Annotated in this window: 13 protein-coding genes; 6 read left to right on the top strand and 7 right to left on the bottom strand. The window is 38.4% G+C overall.

Going from position 1 to position 17,432, the window contains the following annotated elements; translation table 11 throughout:
• Nucleotides 1–296: 296 nt before the first annotated feature.
• Entirely contained in the window at nt 297–4,967 is a 4,671-nt protein-coding gene (dnaE, locus tag ACTJJF_RS15740) for a DNA polymerase III subunit alpha (RefSeq protein ID WP_440700246.1), read from the bottom strand.
• 360 nt (nt 4,968–5,327) lie between these two features.
• Between dnaE and ACTJJF_RS15735 the strand changes: the two genes are divergently transcribed.
• From ACTJJF_RS15735 to ACTJJF_RS15725, 3 genes are all read left to right on the top strand, one after another.
• Nucleotides 5,328–7,400, top strand: a complete 2,073-nt coding sequence (locus tag ACTJJF_RS15735) for an alpha-ketoacid dehydrogenase subunit alpha/beta (RefSeq protein ID WP_312299811.1) — start codon at nt 5,328–5,330, stop codon at nt 7,398–7,400.
• Nucleotides 7,401–7,604: 204 nt separating this feature from the next.
• Nucleotides 7,605–8,639 (top strand): bestrophin family protein, encoded by a 1,035-nt coding sequence (locus tag ACTJJF_RS15730; RefSeq protein ID WP_312299813.1) that lies wholly within the window; start codon nt 7,605–7,607, stop codon nt 8,637–8,639.
• Between the two features lie 73 nt (nt 8,640–8,712).
• Nucleotides 8,713–9,447: a hypothetical protein gene (locus ACTJJF_RS15725; protein WP_440700245.1), complete on the top strand. Its 735-nt coding sequence runs from the start codon at nt 8,713–8,715 to the stop codon at nt 9,445–9,447.
• 45 nt (nt 9,448–9,492) lie between these two features.
• Here the strand turns inward: ACTJJF_RS15725 and ACTJJF_RS15720 are convergent, their stop codons facing one another.
• On the bottom strand, nt 9,493–9,951 hold the full coding sequence (locus tag ACTJJF_RS15720; RefSeq protein ID WP_440700244.1) for an Lrp/AsnC family transcriptional regulator: 459 nt from the start codon (nt 9,949–9,951) through the stop codon (nt 9,493–9,495).
• Between the two features lie 157 nt (nt 9,952–10,108).
• Between ACTJJF_RS15720 and ACTJJF_RS15715 the strand changes: the two genes are divergently transcribed.
• Nucleotides 10,109–11,338: an aminotransferase class I/II-fold pyridoxal phosphate-dependent enzyme gene (locus ACTJJF_RS15715; protein ID WP_440700243.1), complete on the top strand. Its 1,230-nt coding sequence runs from the start codon at nt 10,109–10,111 to the stop codon at nt 11,336–11,338.
• Nucleotides 11,339–11,417: 79 nt separating this feature from the next.
• Here the strand turns inward: ACTJJF_RS15715 and ACTJJF_RS15710 are convergent, their stop codons facing one another.
• The 4 genes from ACTJJF_RS15710 to ACTJJF_RS15695 form a co-directional block, all read right to left on the bottom strand.
• On the bottom strand, nt 11,418–12,422 hold the full coding sequence (locus ACTJJF_RS15710; RefSeq protein ID WP_440700242.1) for a glycosyltransferase: 1,005 nt from the start codon (nt 12,420–12,422) through the stop codon (nt 11,418–11,420).
• 84 nt (nt 12,423–12,506) lie between these two features.
• Entirely contained in the window at nt 12,507–12,947 is a 441-nt protein-coding gene (locus tag ACTJJF_RS15705) for a branched-chain amino acid ABC transporter substrate-binding protein (RefSeq protein WP_440700241.1), read from the bottom strand.
• 27 nt (nt 12,948–12,974) lie between these two features.
• Nucleotides 12,975–13,175 carry a hypothetical protein gene (locus ACTJJF_RS15700; RefSeq protein WP_440700240.1) on the bottom strand — a complete coding sequence of 67 codons (201 nt, stop codon included), beginning with the start codon at nt 13,173–13,175 and terminating at the stop codon, nt 12,975–12,977.
• Between the two features lie 29 nt (nt 13,176–13,204).
• Nucleotides 13,205–14,371: a THUMP domain-containing class I SAM-dependent RNA methyltransferase gene (locus ACTJJF_RS15695; RefSeq protein ID WP_440700239.1), complete on the bottom strand. Its 1,167-nt coding sequence runs from the start codon at nt 14,369–14,371 to the stop codon at nt 13,205–13,207.
• 138 nt (nt 14,372–14,509) lie between these two features.
• On the opposite strand from ACTJJF_RS15695, the gene ACTJJF_RS15690 reads away from it, so the two are divergent.
• Both ACTJJF_RS15690 and ACTJJF_RS15685 read left to right on the top strand, forming a co-directional pair.
• Nucleotides 14,510–15,235 (top strand): class I SAM-dependent DNA methyltransferase, encoded by a 726-nt coding sequence (locus ACTJJF_RS15690; protein WP_312299829.1) that lies wholly within the window; start codon nt 14,510–14,512, stop codon nt 15,233–15,235.
• Between the two features lie 2 nt (nt 15,236–15,237).
• On the top strand, nt 15,238–15,960 hold the full coding sequence (locus ACTJJF_RS15685) for a ZIP family metal transporter (protein ID WP_312299936.1): 723 nt from the start codon (nt 15,238–15,240) through the stop codon (nt 15,958–15,960).
• A gap of 59 nt (nt 15,961–16,019) precedes the next feature.
• Here ACTJJF_RS15685 and ACTJJF_RS15680 read toward each other — a convergent pair whose 3' ends face one another.
• Entirely contained in the window at nt 16,020–17,405 is a 1,386-nt protein-coding gene (locus ACTJJF_RS15680) for an OmpP1/FadL family transporter (RefSeq protein ID WP_440700238.1), read from the bottom strand.
• Nucleotides 17,406–17,432: the final 27 nt, after the last annotated feature.

The raw sequence follows: 17,432 nt of genomic DNA, 5'->3' as shown, positions 1-17,432 counted from the left end.
AAAAATCAAAATTTACATTAAATCATTAAATTAAAATCACTAAAAAAAGTAATTAATTTATAATAAATTAAACAATTATTTAATTTTAACTAATATTTCACAATAGTAATAATTATTATAAACAACTGATTTATAACAATTTAAAAAAAATAATCAGAAAAGATAAAAACATGTAAAACTTCAACTTAACATAATATATTTCCTGATAAATTTTATAGACTAATTCATTTACAGATGATCAAAAAACAAAAAAAGAGCGGCAAAAAGCCACTCTTTCAAATTGTTATATTATCTTTTTAATTGAGATAGAACTCATATTTATTCAGTAACTGAATTTCTTTGATGAGATCTCCGTTCAGATCTACGGAATGTTTCATCGACTGTACTTCAATATGGGAATCGTCTTCTACATTCTTAATGAAAAACTTCAGCTTCTGATTTCCTTTGTTCCTTTCCAGCACCGTTCTGAAGAAATCCAGGTCTTCAGGTCTTACATCCATCACATCCATGACCAGAGAAATACTTTTGGCAAATCTTTCAAAGGCTTCCTGGAGCTCTATAACGTCATTTACATTCACAAAAACCCTTCCGTCTTTTACCTGGGCAAATTTTATTTTAAAAATAACAAACCTCTGAACCTCCAGCTTTTCCTTCAATCGCATGTAATCCCTATCTCCAAGTCTGAATGAGTAAGAACCGGAATAGTCTTCCAGTGTCACAAAAGCAACCTTTTCACCACTTCTGAAGCCATCCTGAACCCTGTATTCCGTGATGAGCCCTGCAACGGTATATTCTTTACCGCCACCGCCATTTTCTCTTTCTTTCTGAAGCGTTTTCCAGTCTTTTTTCTTTTCTTCGAACAACTCTTCCTGCTTATTGGCAAAAGCCTGTTCTTTGTAGGCATCCACCTCATCAAGGTTCAGGAATAGGAAATTACCTTTCGGTTCAGCTTTCTTCGTTATCTCTTCCACAACTTCCTCCTCTCCTGCTGCCATATCATCAGACACAATTTCGGTAAGGTCTACCGTATCATCCTGTGAATCCTGTTCTAAAACCGGCGTCTCATCAGTCGTTGTTTTCTGTTCATCCTCTTTTTCCAGCACTGATTTTTTGGACAGCTGTCCCTGCATAAACTGATACTGATACTTGAATTCATCCAGCGGATGGGCAGAAAGATAGAATCCGATGATTTCCTTTTCTTTATTCAGTTTATGCATATTCGGCCACTCCGGGCATGGTGGCAGCTTAGGCTGTTCGATCTGAACTTCTTCCGCAAAATCTGCAAACAGGGAATGCTCCATCTCATTCTTGCTTTCCTGGAAGCTCTGTCCATATCTGATCAGTCTTTCCAGATTGGTTCTCCCTGCCATATCAATATCAAAATACTGACCTCTGTGGAAGGAATCCAATTCATCAAAAGCTCCTGCAAGCACTAAACTTTCCGCCACTCTTTTGTTCATCTGGGAAGGTAATATCCTCTCAAAGAAGTCATAAATATTTTTAAATCTTCCGTTTTCTCTTTCTCTGGTAATTGCTTCACTCGGTCCTTCCCCGATTCCTTTGATAGCTCCCAGCCCGAAACGGATCTGTCCTTTTTCGTTTACCGAAAATTTATATTGGGATTCATTCACATCCGGACCTAATACATCCACTCCCATACTCTTACAGTCTTCCATGAACATGGTAATAGAGTCTGTATTGTTAATGTTATTACTCATCACACTCGCCATGTATTCTGCCGGATAATTGGCTTTTAAATAAGCTGTCTGATATGCAATAAATGCATAACATGTTGAGTGAGACTTGTTGAAGGCATATTCGGCAAAGGCTTTCCAGTCATTCCAGATTTTTTCCAGCCTTTCTTCATTCAGGTTATTCTTACGTCCTCCTTCAATGAATTTAGGGTACATTTTATTCAGAACATCAATCTGCTTTTTACCCATCGCTTTTCTCAGCGTATCGGCTTCACCTTTTGTAAAGTTGGCCAGTTTCTGTGATAAAAGCATTACCTGCTCCTGATAAACGGTAATACCATAAGTTTCCTTCAGGTATTCTTCCGTTTCCGGCAAGTCATAGACGATCTCCTCAATACCATGTTTCCTGTTGATGAAGTTCGGGATATACTTGATCGGTCCCGGACGGTACAATGCATTCATCGCAATTAGGTCGGCAAAAACCGTGGGCTTAAGCTCTCGCATGTATTTTTGCATCCCGGGACTTTCATACTGGAAAATCCCGACTGTTCTTCCTTCTTTGAACAACTGATAGGTTTTCGTATCATCGAGCGGAATCAGATCCGGATCAATATCTACTCCATATCTTGCTTTTACGAGTTTCAAAGCATCTTTGATGATCGTAAGTGTTCTGAGCCCCAGGAAGTCCATCTTTAGAAGTCCGGCACTTTCAGCCACCGAGTTATCAAACTGTGATACCAGAATATCAGCATCTTTTGCAGCAATGGTTACCGGAACAAGATTACTTACATCCTCCGGCGTAATAATTACCCCACAGGCGTGAATCCCTGTATTTCTGATACAGCCCTCCATCTTCTTTGCACTGGCAAGTACACCATGACGGGCATCATCAGGACTCTCAAGAACATACCTCATCTCATCGACAAGCATCTGCTCTTCAGGTTTCAATTTATCATATTTTGCCAAAGCTTTCGCTATATTCATCCCTGGTGTGGAAGGAATAAGTTTGGCGATATTATTGGTATCAGGAATCGGAACATCCAGTACCCTTCCGGCATCTTTAATGGCAGATTTACCACCAAGTACCGAATAGGTGATGATCTGTGCCACCTGGCTCTGTCCGTATTTCTCAATTACCCATTTGATCACCCGGTCTCTGCCTTCATCATCAAAGTCGATATCAATGTCGGGCATCGAGACCCTTTCCGGGTTCAGGAATCTCTCAAAAAGGAGATCATATTTAATCGGGTCCACATTGGTAATCCCGATACAGTAAGCAACGGCAGATCCTGCAGCAGATCCTCTTCCCGGGCCTACCCAGACTCCCATATTACGGGCTTCGTTACAGAAATCCTGTACAATAAGGAAGTATCCCGGATAACCGGTGTTGGCAATTACTTCAAGCTCGAAGTCGAGTCTTTCTTTAATTTCATCAGTAATCCCACCAAAAGGATCATACCTTTTTTTAGCCCCTTCATACGTCAAATGTGTAAGATAGGCCATCTCCCCTCTTTTTCCTCCGTCTACCTCATCTTCTGCATGGATAAATTCTTCAGGAATATCAAACTTCGGAAGGAGAACGTCTCTTTTTAAGGTATAAGGCTTAAATTTTGCGGTAAATTCTTCATAGGCATCAAATGCATCAGGATACGCCAGAAAAGCTTCTTTTATTTCATCCGAATTTTTGATGTAATATTCACCTGTTGCCAGCCCTCTTCTTTTACCAAAACCTTTCCCGATAGGCGTTGTAAGCTTTTCCCCATCTTTGATACAGCTTACGATATCCTGGATATTGGCATCATCTTTATTGGAATAGAAGGTCTCGTTTTGGGCAAGGATCTTCACATTATATTTATCTGCCAGATACAAAAGTACCTCATTCAGGTGTTCTTCTTCAGGAAGTTTATGATTTTGAAGCTGTACATAGAAATCATCCTCAAAAGTATCTTTCCACCATTTAAACAGCTCCTCCCCTTTTTGCTCACCCGTATTCAGGATAGCATCGGGAATATCACCATTAATTCCTGAAGTCAGAGCAATGACTCCTTCTTTATATTGAGCAATCAGCTCACGGCTTACCCTCGGAACTCCGAAATAGAATCCTTTCAGGAATCCGATACTTGAAAGTTTTGCTAAATTTTTATAACCGTTAAAATCTTTTGCCAGGAGCACCACCTGCGTCCTTCTGTCAGGATCATCTTTGGTAAACTGCTTTTGTTCATAACGTTCTGAAATATAAAATTCACAGCCTACTACGGGAATCAGAGGTTCGGAAACAGGTTCCGTTTCATTGAATTCTGTACCGTTCTCTTCTGCTTCCTGTTTTTTTGCCAGGTATTCTTTATGCTTTTTCGCTCTGTCACCATTGGCACCTTCTACTGCAGAAACAAATTTAAAAGCTCCCATCATATTCCCGAGATCCACCATTCCGACAGCGGGGAAATTTTCTTCAGATGCTTTTTTAATCAGGTCATTGATGCTTGAGGTAGCCATCAGCGTAGAAAAAACACTGTGGTTATTAAAGTTGAAGTATTTACCAAGATCAATTTCATCAATACTTCCGAAATCCTGCTGCTTTTTCTTGTTATGGAAATCAGCAACCTGTCTTCTGATAACAATATTGAAGGGTTTGATGGGATCCGGGTAAAGACTCTTAAAATAAGCAAGCTGATCTTCTGAAATCTTCAATGTTTCAGCGGGAACCACTCCAATTCTTACCATTTCGAAGAAAGCTCTGGCTGTGGCATTTACGTCGGCTGCTGCATTATGGGCTTCATCAAATTTATTCCCATACAGTTTTTCGTAAAGCTCTTCAAGTTTCGGGGGTTTGAAACGGCCTCCACGACCTCCTCCCAGCTGACAGAAATCGGTTCCCAAGATCATTGTATCAGCCTTTGGCTTTTCCTGTAAATTATCTTTTAAATTTTTTCTGTAAAATTCAGCTCCAACGATATTGTAGTCGAATTCCACATTATGCCCGGACACTACTCTTACCCTTTCAAGCACTTTGGAAAATTCTTCCAGGATCTCCTGAAGATCCCGCCCTTCATCGTTGGCGATCTTGGTGGTAATTCCGTGAATTCTGGCTGCGTTGAAGGGAATATCATACCCTTCAGGTTTTATAATATAATCCTGGTTTTCAATTAAATTCCCATCATCATCATGCAATTGCCAGGCAATCTGAACCATTCTTGGCCAGTTATCCGAATCTGAAAGCGGAGCGTTGAAATTTTTTGGTAAACCGGTTGTTTCTGTGTCAAAAATTAAATACATATAATTTTCTAACTTTTTAAATACAAAAGAGAATGTAAAGTTACTTCATTTTTTCCAAATACGGCTTTAACATCACCATTTAAACGATCAATAGTATTGAAAAACAACATTGAAATTATCAATAAAAAACAACAATCTGTGCTACACCTGTAACAGTTTACAAAATTCATTTAATTATCCTGATTACCTGTCATAACTTTGTCTAATGTAGTAACCAAGGAGATTATTTTGCAGATATATTTTTCGAAAAAAGGCTTATTTTAAAAAAAACAAATAAGGAATTAACAGTAAATCAATTGATTTCTTACAAAACACTAACAACTGTTAGTATTTTGTTTTTTTAATGTATATTTGCTTCCTATGGAAAATACACTTCACGAAAAAGTTTCTCAGGATATTTTACTTAAAGCGTACAATCATATGATGCTGGCGAAGGCTATGGCTGACATTTATGAAGAAAACAGGAATGTGTGTAAATATGTTCACAGTACTTCAAGAGGCCATGAAGCGATCCAGCTGGCAACGGCTTACCAGCTTAAAAAAGAAGACTGGGTTTCTCCTTATTACAGGGACGAAAGCATTCTTCTGGGAATTGGTTTTGAGCCTTATCAGCTAATGCTTCAGCTATTGGCGAAGGCTGATGATCCTTTTTCAGGGGGAAGATCCTATTATTCTCACCCTTCAAGCAGAGACGAAAACAAACCGAAGATCATACATCAGAGTTCTGCAACGGGAATGCAGACAATTCCTACTACCGGAGTTGCACAGGGGATAAAATACATTCAGGATTTTGATCTTCAGCATTTTGAAAACAATCCTGTAGTGGTTTGCAGCCTTGGGGACAATTCCGTGACTGAAGGTGAAGTGAGTGAGGCTTTACAGTTTGCAGCATTACACCAGCTTCCTATTATCTTCCTGGTTCAGGATAATGAATGGGGAATTTCTGTAACAAAGGATGAAGCCAGAACCTGCGACGCTTATGATTTTGTAGCGGGATTCACAGGATTAAGCAGAATGAGAGTAGACGGAACTGATTTCGTGGAAAGTTTCGAAGCGATGAAAAAAGCCGTGGATTTTGTAAGAACAGAAAGAAAACCTCTTGTTGTTTGTGCAAAAACGGTACTGATAGGACACCATACTTCAGGTGTAAGAAGAGAATTCTACAGAGACGAAGAAGATTTAACAAAACATAGAGCTAAAGATCCGGGAGAAATCCTTAGAAAACACTTGCTGGAAACAGGAGTGGATGAAGATCTTTTAAAGCAAATCACTAAAAAGGCACGCCTTGAAGCAGAAGAAGCTTTTGAAAAAGCTAAAAATGCAGAAGATCCGAAGCCTGAAACCGTAATGCAGCACGTTTTTGCCCCTACTCCTATCACAGAGGAAACGGGAACCCGTGAACCTGCTAACGGAGAAAAAATTGTAATGGTAGATGCTGCCATTCACGCAATTCAGGAACTGATGTGGAAACACCCTGAAGCCCTTCTTTACGGACAGGATGTAGGAGAAAGAATTGGTGGGGTTTTCCGTGAAACGGTGACTTTAGGGAAGAAATTCGGAAGCAAAAGAGTATTCAACACTGCCATTCAGGAAGCTTACATCATTGGATCTACAGCGGGGATGAGTGCCGTAGGATTGAAACCAATTGTTGAGGTTCAGTTTGCAGACTATATTTATCCGGGAATCAACCAGCTGATTACAGAGATTTCAAAATCCAGCTATCTGAGTGGTGGAAAATTTCCTGTAAGCAATATCATCCGTGTTCCTATCGGAGCATATGGTGGTGGTGGCCCTTACCACAGCGGAAGCGTTGAAAGTATTCTTGCCAACATCAAAGGTATTAAAATAGCCTACCCAAGTAATGCAGCCGATTTTAAAGGTCTATTAAAAGCTGCTTATTATGATCCGAATCCTGTAGTCATGCTTGAGCATAAAGGATTATACTGGAGTAAGGTTCCGGGAACCGAGGATGCCAAAACCATAGAACCGGCTGAAGACTATGTCCTTCCGTTCGGAAAAGGAAAAGTAATCATTGAAGCTGATAAAGATGAAACTGAAAAAGGCAGAACTTTATTAGTGGTTACTTACGGAATGGGAGTTTACTGGGCTAAAGAAGCTGCTAAGCAATTTAACGGAAGAGTTGAAGTGATTGACCTGAGAACCCTGATTCCTCTTGATGAAGAACTTGTTTTTGAAAGAGTAAAAGCACACGGAAAATGTATTGTTCTTACAGAAGAGCAGCTTAACAATTCCTTCGCAGAGGCATTTGCCCACCGTATTTCTAAAAACTGTTTCAAATACCTGGACGCACCGGTAGAAACAATGGGATCGCTGGATGTACCTGCAGTTCCGATCAATCTGATTCTGGAAAAAGAAATGCTTCCAAATGCTGAAAAGCTTTCGAAAAAAATCGAAGAAATGCTGAAATATTAAATTTTCTATATATTGAAACCTCTAATTTTTTTAGAGGTTTTTTTATGCATTTTTTTCACTACTTTTATTTAAGATTATCAATCACAATATTAGACTATTATCAATCAAGAAAACCTGAAACAATATCTGTAGCAGACATTATAAAGCAACATCATTCCAGTTTGGTACTTATTTTGTCTGTACACGCAAAACACATTCATTTTTATGATCACAACCAAATACGTCAATTATAAACAGGTTCTCAATCTATCCGGTGTACATCTTATTTTGATTTCTATCTGGTGCACACTGATTGCTGTTCTTTTCTATTTTTTCAACTGGCATTGGATGACCATTCCATGGGTTCCTGTAGCCCTGATTGGTACAGCAGAAGCTTTTTTGGTGGGTTTCAAAAATAACCAAGCCTATGACAGACTTTGGGAAGCCCGGAAGATCTGGGGAGGAATTGTTAACTCCAGCCGTTCGTTTGCTTCAATGGTGTATGCTTTTGATACCCAAAATGAAGAAATTGGTATTTTTGATCTTGAAGACCGTAAAAAAAGAATTGTCAACCGTCACATTGCATGGCTATACACTTTCCGTGAACAGCTTCTGATCCCTACGGAATGGGAACATATCAGCAGCAATGAAAATAATAAATTCGGGAATATCAACAGGAGAAGAAACAGGCTGATCAAGGCAGGATTTCCTGATTACGGAAGAGCCCCTATTTTCCTCCACAAATATCTTTCGGAAGAAGAATATGAACTTAAAAGTCATTATAAAAATTTTGCCACTTATCTGATCTCTCAACAGGCTAAAGACATCAATGAGCTGAAAAACATGAATGCTATTACAGACTTCAACCAGACCCAGCTTCAAAACAGCCTGAACGAATTCTATAATTTTCAGGGACAGGCAGAAAGAATCAAAAAATTCCCTTCTCCGAGACAGTTTGCCAGTACTGCATTTGTCTTTAATATCCTTTTTATCACTTTGCTTCCTCTCGGATTAGTGAATGAATTTGCAAAGCTGGGAGACTGGGGAATCTGGACCTCTATTCCTTTCTGTATCATCATAGGGTGGATCTATATTATCATGGAACTGGTGGGTGATTATTCTGAGAATCCTTTTGCAGGTCTGATGTTTGACGTTCCGATGCTTTCCATCTGCAGAACTATAGAAATTGACCTTCTTCAGATGGGTGGTGAAACAGATCTTCCGGATCCTATTGCTTCTAAAAACGGAGTGTTGGTATAGTTTTTCATGACAATAGTCGGTATGAAAAACTACAGCAATTTTATCTCAACTAATAAACACCATAAGAACTTCTATGAATGTGAAATTATTTCTGATCTGCTTATTATTATCTGTTACAGTACCGGCTTTTGCACAATCTATCGGAACCCTTCAAAAGGTAAGGGAAAAACAGCTGAAAATACAGAATAAGCCCGAATTCCTGGACTTCAAAAGAATGGAGGAAGAACTCAGAAACCAGACTAAAGACGACAAACCGCTTACCTATGGAATCTTTCCTTATCCGGTGTATGACAGCATTCAGAAAGATGGTTTCAGGGGAGCGGGAACCTATGGCAATTTTTTCGGACTGGATCTGAAAGGAAAAAAGATCGTCTACAGCAGCTTTGGAGAAAAAAGATCAGATCTTAACTCCCATAAGGTAAAAGACCAAGACAGAATATTCTTTACGATCCTTGTACTCACCGACTTTATTGATACTAAAGAATATACATCAAACAAGACTCAGATTGTTTCAAGAAACTTCCCGGACATGATCGGGCAGGGATTTATAAAAACGTCCCGTAACAAAATCGATTTTACTGCTTTTACAACGCTTGAAAATGATGATTTTGCCATTGTCAATATGAAACTTTATCATCTTAAATACGGGAATGTCATCCTGATTGCTCCTCAAAAAGACGGCAGCTTGCGAAGTATGCAGATTTCCAGCAGACCTGATCTGACAGCTGAAACCCTGAAGCAATTTGTACAGCAATTAATACTAAAGCCTGAAATAACAGATTTTTTTATCAATGAAAATACAATCTGAATTCACATCTATGAAATAAACAGGACTAAAAACTTCTTCTCTATTTCATAAAATAATCGCCGTAGTATTTTTAACTTCGGAAATCATAAACGAGCTGTGTGTACTGGCGATATGCTGAAGCGTTGTAAGCTTGGTCAGCATAAAATTACGGTAGTCTTCAATATCTTTCACCCCTATTTTCAGGATATAGTCATAATCCCCGCTCACATGAAAACATTCGGTGACTTCCTGAAGGTTCATGACTTCTTTCTCAAACTGTAATACAAACTCTTTTTTGTGCTGCGTAAGTTTTACATGGCACAAAACGATAAAGTTTCGCTTCACCTTATTTCTATTCAGCAAAGCAACATACTTAGAAATGACACCTGCATTTTCAAGTTTTTTGACACGCTCATAAATTGCTGTAACCGATAATCCAAGCTTACCGGACAGTTCTTTGGTGGTTTGTTTACAGTCTTCCTGCAAAAATCCCAGTAATTTCTTATCCGTTTCGTCAAGTTCCATAGATAATTTTTTGGTAAGAATTTAATATTTTCGAATATACCAATTATTTTTTCTAAATAAACAATATTTTACAGTTTTATATTCTATAAATTCAACTTTATATTGTAATAATTACGAAAATAATGCAAATTAGGCTGATAAAATAAAAACAAAGCTTATGGAAAACTTTAACGCAGCCAACGAGATCCAGGATCTTCAGTATTTTGGTGAATTCGGAGGAGTGAATCCTTCTATCTCTGATAGTTCTACCTATACTTTCCTTTCTGCAAAAACCATGTTTGATACTTTTGAAGGAAATGCGGAAGGTTGCTACCTGTACTCCAGACATTCATCACCAATGAACCTGTATCTGGCACAGGCACTTGCCAAAATGGAAAATACAGAGTCCGCCAATGTTACCGCATCCGGAATGGGGGCAATTACTTCTGTTCTGATGCAGGTGTGCAAAAGTGGAGACCATATCATCTCAAGCAGAACCATTTATGGCGGAACGTATGCTTTCCTGAAAAATTTCCTGCCTCAGTTCAATGTAGCAACCACTTTTGTAGATATCAATAATTTTGATGTGATCGAAAATACAATTACGCCCAACACAAAAGTGATCTATTGCGAAAGTGTGAGCAACCCGCTTCTTGAGGTAGCAGACCTTAAAAAACTTTCTGAGATCTGTAAAAAACATAATTTAAAACTTATTGTTGACAATACTTTTTCACCCCTTTCTATCAGTCCGCAGCTATTCGGGGCTGATGTGGTGATTCACAGCTTAACGAAATTCATCAACGGAAGCAGTGATACGGTAGGTGGTGTATATTGTGCCTCACAGGCATTTATTGATGATACCAAAAATGTAAATTCCGGAGCCTGTATGCTTCTTGGTCCTACTATGGACAGTTTGAGAGCATCCAGCATCCTAAAGAACCTGAGAACCCTTCATATCAGGATAAAACAGCATAGCCATAATGCCATGTATCTGGCTGAAAGGTTTGAAAAAGACGGTCTGAAAGTGTCATATCCTGGTTTACCTTCTCATAAGAATCATGAATTAATGAAAAGCATGATCGACGAAGAATATGGTTTCGGAGGATTATTGACCCTGGATGCCGGAACCACTGAAAAAGCTAACGAACTGATGGAAATGATGCAGGCAGAAAACCTTGGCTATCTTGCAGTAAGCTTAGGGTTCTATAAAACCTTATTCTCCTGCTCAGGAAAATCCACTTCATCTGAAATTCCTGAAGAAGAAAGGGCGTCCATTGGTATTTCTGACGGACTGATCAGATTCTCCATCGGCTTAGACCACGACATTAAAAGAACCTACCATAAAATGAAAGAGTGTATGCTGAAAGTAGGCGTTCTCAACCACCATGAAAACATTTCTATATCCTAAATTTTATTGAAAAGGAAGGCTGTTTCACTTGAAACAGCCTTCTTTGTTTTTTACATTCAAAGCAATAAACCTATTCTTATTATTTTTTATAATAATGATGCGGAAAGGCCTCCTCAGGTTTCATTCTGAACACATTCAGCAAAATCCAGGACTTTAAAAATCCGTATCCATAGGAAAACATCTGAATATAGGTGGAAATAACCGCCATCCCTGCAATACTTATATTTTTGGTCAACAACAGGGCGTGGAACAGTACCAGGAAAGTATACAGTCCATAGAAAGAGAGAATTACTCCTCTTCCCAAAATAAAATATTCTAAAAAGCCCATTATATATCCCAGCATAAACAAGGTAGGAAATGCAAAAGAAGCCTTCACATAATTCGGATGCCTCTGATTCAGGATAGGTCTTGCACAACCGAACTGGTAAACCTGCTTGGAGAATTTTCCAAAATCTACCCTACGTTTATGATAAACTGCAATATCATCAAAAAAAGCTGTTGTATATCCGTTTTCCCAAAGGGTCATCGACAGGTCCGGGTCTTCCCCTATTCTCATCTCTGAAAATCCGCCTACTTTTTCAAAAACAGATTTTTTCACCCCCATATTAAAGCTTCTGGGCTGAAATTTCGAAACTGCTTTCTTGCTCCCTCTTATTCCTCCTGTTGTAAATACTGAGGTCATAGAATAGGAAATGGCTTTCTGCATCAGGTTAAATCCTTTATGCGCTTTATCTGCTCCCCCGAATGCATCACAGGGAATAGTAAGGATATCATTTTTAATATGTTCAATATAGTCTTTCTCTACAATCACATCACTGTCTACAAAAACCAGCCATTCATTGGAAGCTCTCGCCGCACCATAGTTTCTGGTAAGTCCCGGTCCTGAGTTATCTTTTTTGAAATATTTAATATCAAGGCTTTCTTCAAAATTCCTGATCGTAGGTTTCAGATCGATCAGGGAACCATCATCTACGATAATGATTTCAAACGCTCTGTCAGTCTGCAGGGTCAGAGAAGTGAGCAACTCGAAAAGTTCATCTTTTCGGTTGTAAATGGCAACAACAATGGAAATAGTAGGTTTCAAATTGAAAATTTTTCAAAATTACTTATTCACGAAAAAAACCGCAAATAGTTTAACTGCTTATTCGGAGAAATTAACTTTTATTATTTAAATAAATATTCCCGACTTAAAATAAATACACAGGACCACAGAAATACAAAAAGCAATTACCGAGCTGCTAAAAAGAAGCAGTTTAAAAAGGTTTTTAAAATAATAAAGTTCCATCACGTGCAGAATAAAAAACAGCAAAAATGCAATTCCCAACCCGATGATGGAAGCAACTACTAAAGTCTGTATATAATTTTCCTCCGGAAGCGGATCTTTAAAGACCATAAAGAAAGATAATGCCGCTACTGCAATAAATATGACACTCACTTTCTCTGTAAAATATTGAGATCTCTTCGAGTCCTTTTTTTGTGGTTTCTCATCATAATTCAAACTTTTCCGGTCTGACGTTGAACGGAAACGAGCACCGGAACCGGGATTGGAACTTAAAAGTTCCACCACATCGAAAATAAAACCAAACACATCGAGGAGATTCCAGCTCATAGTTTATTATTTAAAAACGGACAGCTCTTATTTACTTACATCGGTTTTGTGACTTTTCTTTGCTCCTTGATCGATCTTAACCGGTGATTCAGATTCTTTTGACATTTGCTTTTGAGGTTTCCCATCAGGATTCAGATTTTTCTTATCTGAAGTAGAACGGGAACCGGAAGTAAACAACTCTATCGCATCGAAAAAATAATCAAGTAAATCGAGAGGATTCCAGGCCATAAGTTTATTATTTTAAACGGTAACAGTCCTTATTTATTTCCCTCTATTTTATGTATTTTCTTCGTTCCTTCATACATTTCGTACTGTAAAAATCTTGTTTCCAGCTTTCCGTTGAAAAGTTTGATCTTTCTTGAAGGACGAAGACCGATCTTTTTCACTGCTTCCAGGTCAGAAGAGATCAGCCATGCCAATGTGTTCGGATAATTTGTTTTAAAGGTATCTCCTATTTTCTTGTAGAAATCATCATCATTAATAGAAATTCTTTCATCATACGGCGGATTGAATACCATCAGCAATGGGAAAAGCTCTTTTTTAGAATCAAAGAAATTCTGTTTTTTGATCTCTATTACATCCTCCATTTCAGCGGCCTCTACATTCATTCTTGCAGCATTCAGCATTCTTGCATCAATGTCATAGCCAACAATTTTACCATCAAATTGTCTGATTCTGTTTACTCTGAATTCTTTAATTTTAGAAAACAGGTCTGCATCATAATTTTTCCAGTTCTGGAATCCGAATCTCTTTCTGAAAATCTGCGCAGGAAGGTCCATCGCAATCATAGCCGCCTCAATCAATAATGTTCCTGAACCACACATCGGATCAAGAAAATTCCCTTTTCCATCCCAGCCTGCAAGCTGAAGCATACCGCTCGCAAGAACTTCATTGATCGGAGCTTCACCCTGTTCTCTTCTGTACCCTCTTTTGAATAGCGGATCACCTGAGGAATCCATCGAGATCATCACCAGCTCTCTGTCAATATGAAGATGGAATTTGATATCCGGGTTTCTCGTTTCCACATTCGGACGTCTTTTGAACTTATCCTGGAAATAATCTACAATAGCATCCTTCATTTTCAGCGTCACAAACTGGGAATGCTTGAATGTTTCAGAGTTCACCGTGGCATCAATGGAGAAAGACTGGTCGACATCCATAAATTCCGCCCAATCAAATTTGAACAGTCTGTCATAAAACTGATGCTGATTAAAAGCTTTAAACTCATGAATAGGTACCAGGATCTTCAATGCCGTTCTTGCAGAGTAATTGATCTTGTAAAGAAAACCAAGATCGCCTTCACAATTTACCGCTCTGTTTTTAATTTCAACCTTTCTTCCGCCTAATTTCTTTATTTCTTCTGCAAGAATCTGTTCCAGTCCGAAGAATGTTTTTATCTGTATCTGTAGATTTTCTATATCCATAATTTTTAACTTAAAATATTTAAAGCTTTCAGTATTAAACAATTACCCATTCACCACATTACACAATTGAATTTTTCAATCTTTTAATGTTGTAAAATACTTTGCTTTTAAGACCACAAATTTAGTTATTTTTGCATTATGGAATGGTTTGAATCTTGGTTTGATACCCCTTATTATCATTTGCTTTATAGCAACAGAGACTATACTGAAGCTGAAAACTTCATCACAAAACTTACTGAAGACCTGCAGCTTCCGCCTCAGTCTAAAATCATAGATCTTGCCTGTGGTAAAGGAAGACACTCTGTTTTTCTCAATAAATTAGGATACGATGTTTTGGGCCTTGATCTTTCAAGACAGAGCATTGAATCTGACAAACAATATGAAAATCAAACCCTGATTTTTGATGTTCATGATATGAGAAACCCGATTGATGCAGATCCTATGGACGCTGTTTTCAATCTGTTTACAAGCTTTGGATATTTTGACAATGAAAATGATGACAGAAAAGTTTTCCAATCGGTTTATAACGCCCTGAAACCTGGAGGATATTTTGTTCTGGATTATCTGAATGAAGAATATGTAAGAAAAACGTTAGTTCCGGAAACCGTGGTTACCCGTGGGGATATAGATTTTAAAATTCTGAAAAAAATCGAAGGCAGACATGTGATCAAGGACATCCGTTTTGAAACGGAGGGTAAATCTTATCATTTCTTTGAAAAGGTGAAGCTTCACACTTTGGAGACTATCCATGCCTATGCTTCAGAATGCGGCTTTGAAAGAATAAAAATCTGGGGCGACTATCAGTTGAATGAATTTAATAAGGAGAATTCCCCACGTTGTATCAATTTATTTAAGAAAAAATAATGATAACAGTACTTTTACTGATTTTAAGTGTCATCACAGGAGTATTCCTGGGCAAATACTTTGGTAAAAAAGAAAAACTGGCCAAAAATCTTTTGATATTGAGTGCTGGTTTTTTGATTACGATCTGTCTCAATGAGGTTTTTCCGCAGGTCTACACTTCTGAAGCGGGCAGCAGCCTCGGGATATTCGTGATCGCAGGGGTACTTCTTCAGATGATCCTGGAAGCCCTCACCAAAGGTTTTGAACACGGACACTTCCATCATCATAATGAGCACAATATCCTTCCTGTTGCTTTAATGGCAGGACTGTTTGTACATGCCTTTATTGAAGGAATTCCTCTTGCCAATGAAGAACATGCGCTCTCACCTTATCTTTTGGGCATTGTATTTCACAATCTTCCTATTTCTTTTATTCTTGGGGCATTTTTATTCAATGGTAAAAAAGACTCAAAAAGCTCATCATATCCTTCACTGCTGATTGTAGCACTTTTCGCCCTGGCATCTCCTATGGGAATGCTGCTCGGAAATTATTTCAATCCGGATCTCCAGCCTTATTTCCTGGCGATCGTAGGCGGGATCTTCCTGCATATTTCATCAGTAATTATATTTGAAAGCAATAAAAACCACAATATTGACTGGGTGAAAATAGGACTGGTTGTCTTAGGAGTTTCACTGGCTCTGGTGATGCATCTTTTCCATCAGCATCCTGTTGCTCATTCCCATTAAAAACATAAAAAGCTCCGGAATTTCCGGAGCTTTTTTATTGTATGAATTTCTTATTCGTATTAGAATTTCCATCCTACAGTAAGGAAGAAATTGTTTCTGGTGTTTTTAACATCGCTTACGGCATAAGAATCACTTTCGAAAATTCCGGTTCTGGAATAATATGCAGAATCAAAATTCTCACCGATATAACCTCTCATAAAAGGATTGCTATACTTGGATGTTATATTCTGATAAGAGGCATCAATATAGAATGATTTGAAATCATAACCAATACCTAATGATAACGTATTTCTGTCATTCAGCATCAGATTGCTGTAAGACTGATCACCTGCATCTCCGTCTGCATTAAATCTGCTGATCGTAAGGGCATCAAACGGACTTGACTGATAAGCATATCCCCCTCTAAGTCTGAACTGCTGTACTCTGTATTCCGCTCCTACTCTCACTTCTGAAAGATTTTTATAATTATCTTTAAAGAAGTCATTCAGTTCTCTTTCTGCATTTCCATATACCTTATAATCAGGCTTTGTAAGTCCTAAAGTATAATCTACGTTCAAAGAGAAGTTTTTGCTGGCTACAAAAGCAGCACTCACTGTAGCTTTAAGCGGTGAAGTCAGCTTTCTGCTTTCAGCCCCTCTGTCGTCACCATATACAGGATCGTTATAGAAATCATACGTTCTGTCTATATTCCAGAATGTAGGAGTTTCAAGGGATGCACCAAGTCTGAAATTAGGACTCAGTTTTCCGATAACCCCAAGGGATGCTGAAAAACCTGTAGATCTTTCAAAGAAAGGCGTATCCTGCTTTCTGTATTCTTCTATATTATCCGTTTGAAGCGTTCTGTAAAATAACCGGTCATACTGATCAACCGAAGCATTGAAAAAGTTCAGTCCTGCCCCGATATAAAGACTGTGATTATAATTAGCCCCTACCCCAAAACTCATTTTAGACAGATTACCGTATCTTTCGTAGTTGTGTCCTGCCAGTGATCTTCCTGTAGTAGGATCATTAAGGTCTGTATAATACACTATATTACTATTACCCGGAGACTGTATTACATTATCAAGGGACTGATTAGAAAAGTTGATCCCGATATTAATAAACTTCCATGCAGATTCCGTCATCAGCTGGAAAGCAATAATTCCTCCTGCATTTCCCAAGTCACCTCTTGTTTTGCTGTAATCTAGCGTAGATCCCGCTAAAGAACTGCTGTTTTTATTTCCTGAAACAGATAAAGTTCCCGAAACCTCTCCTGAAATTGCAACTCCCAATCCAGCAGGGTTGGTCAGAAGAGAGTTTGCATCACCTCCTAGCGCCCCATTCGATCCGGCCATTGCATTAAACTTGGCTGATCCCACCATAGGAGTAGTTGAGTAAGCCTCTACAGTATTTCTGATGATAGAAACATCCTGAGCCTGTGCAAAAAATGCAGCAGAAATACTCATTAATACTAAAGATTTTTTTAACATTAT

The organism is Chryseobacterium sp. 22458 (assembly GCF_052044975.1).
Lineage (GTDB): Bacteria > Bacteroidota > Bacteroidia > Flavobacteriales > Weeksellaceae > Chryseobacterium.
The sequence above is the reverse complement of the archived record's forward strand: the minus strand, read 5'-3'. Positions and strand labels throughout refer to the sequence as shown.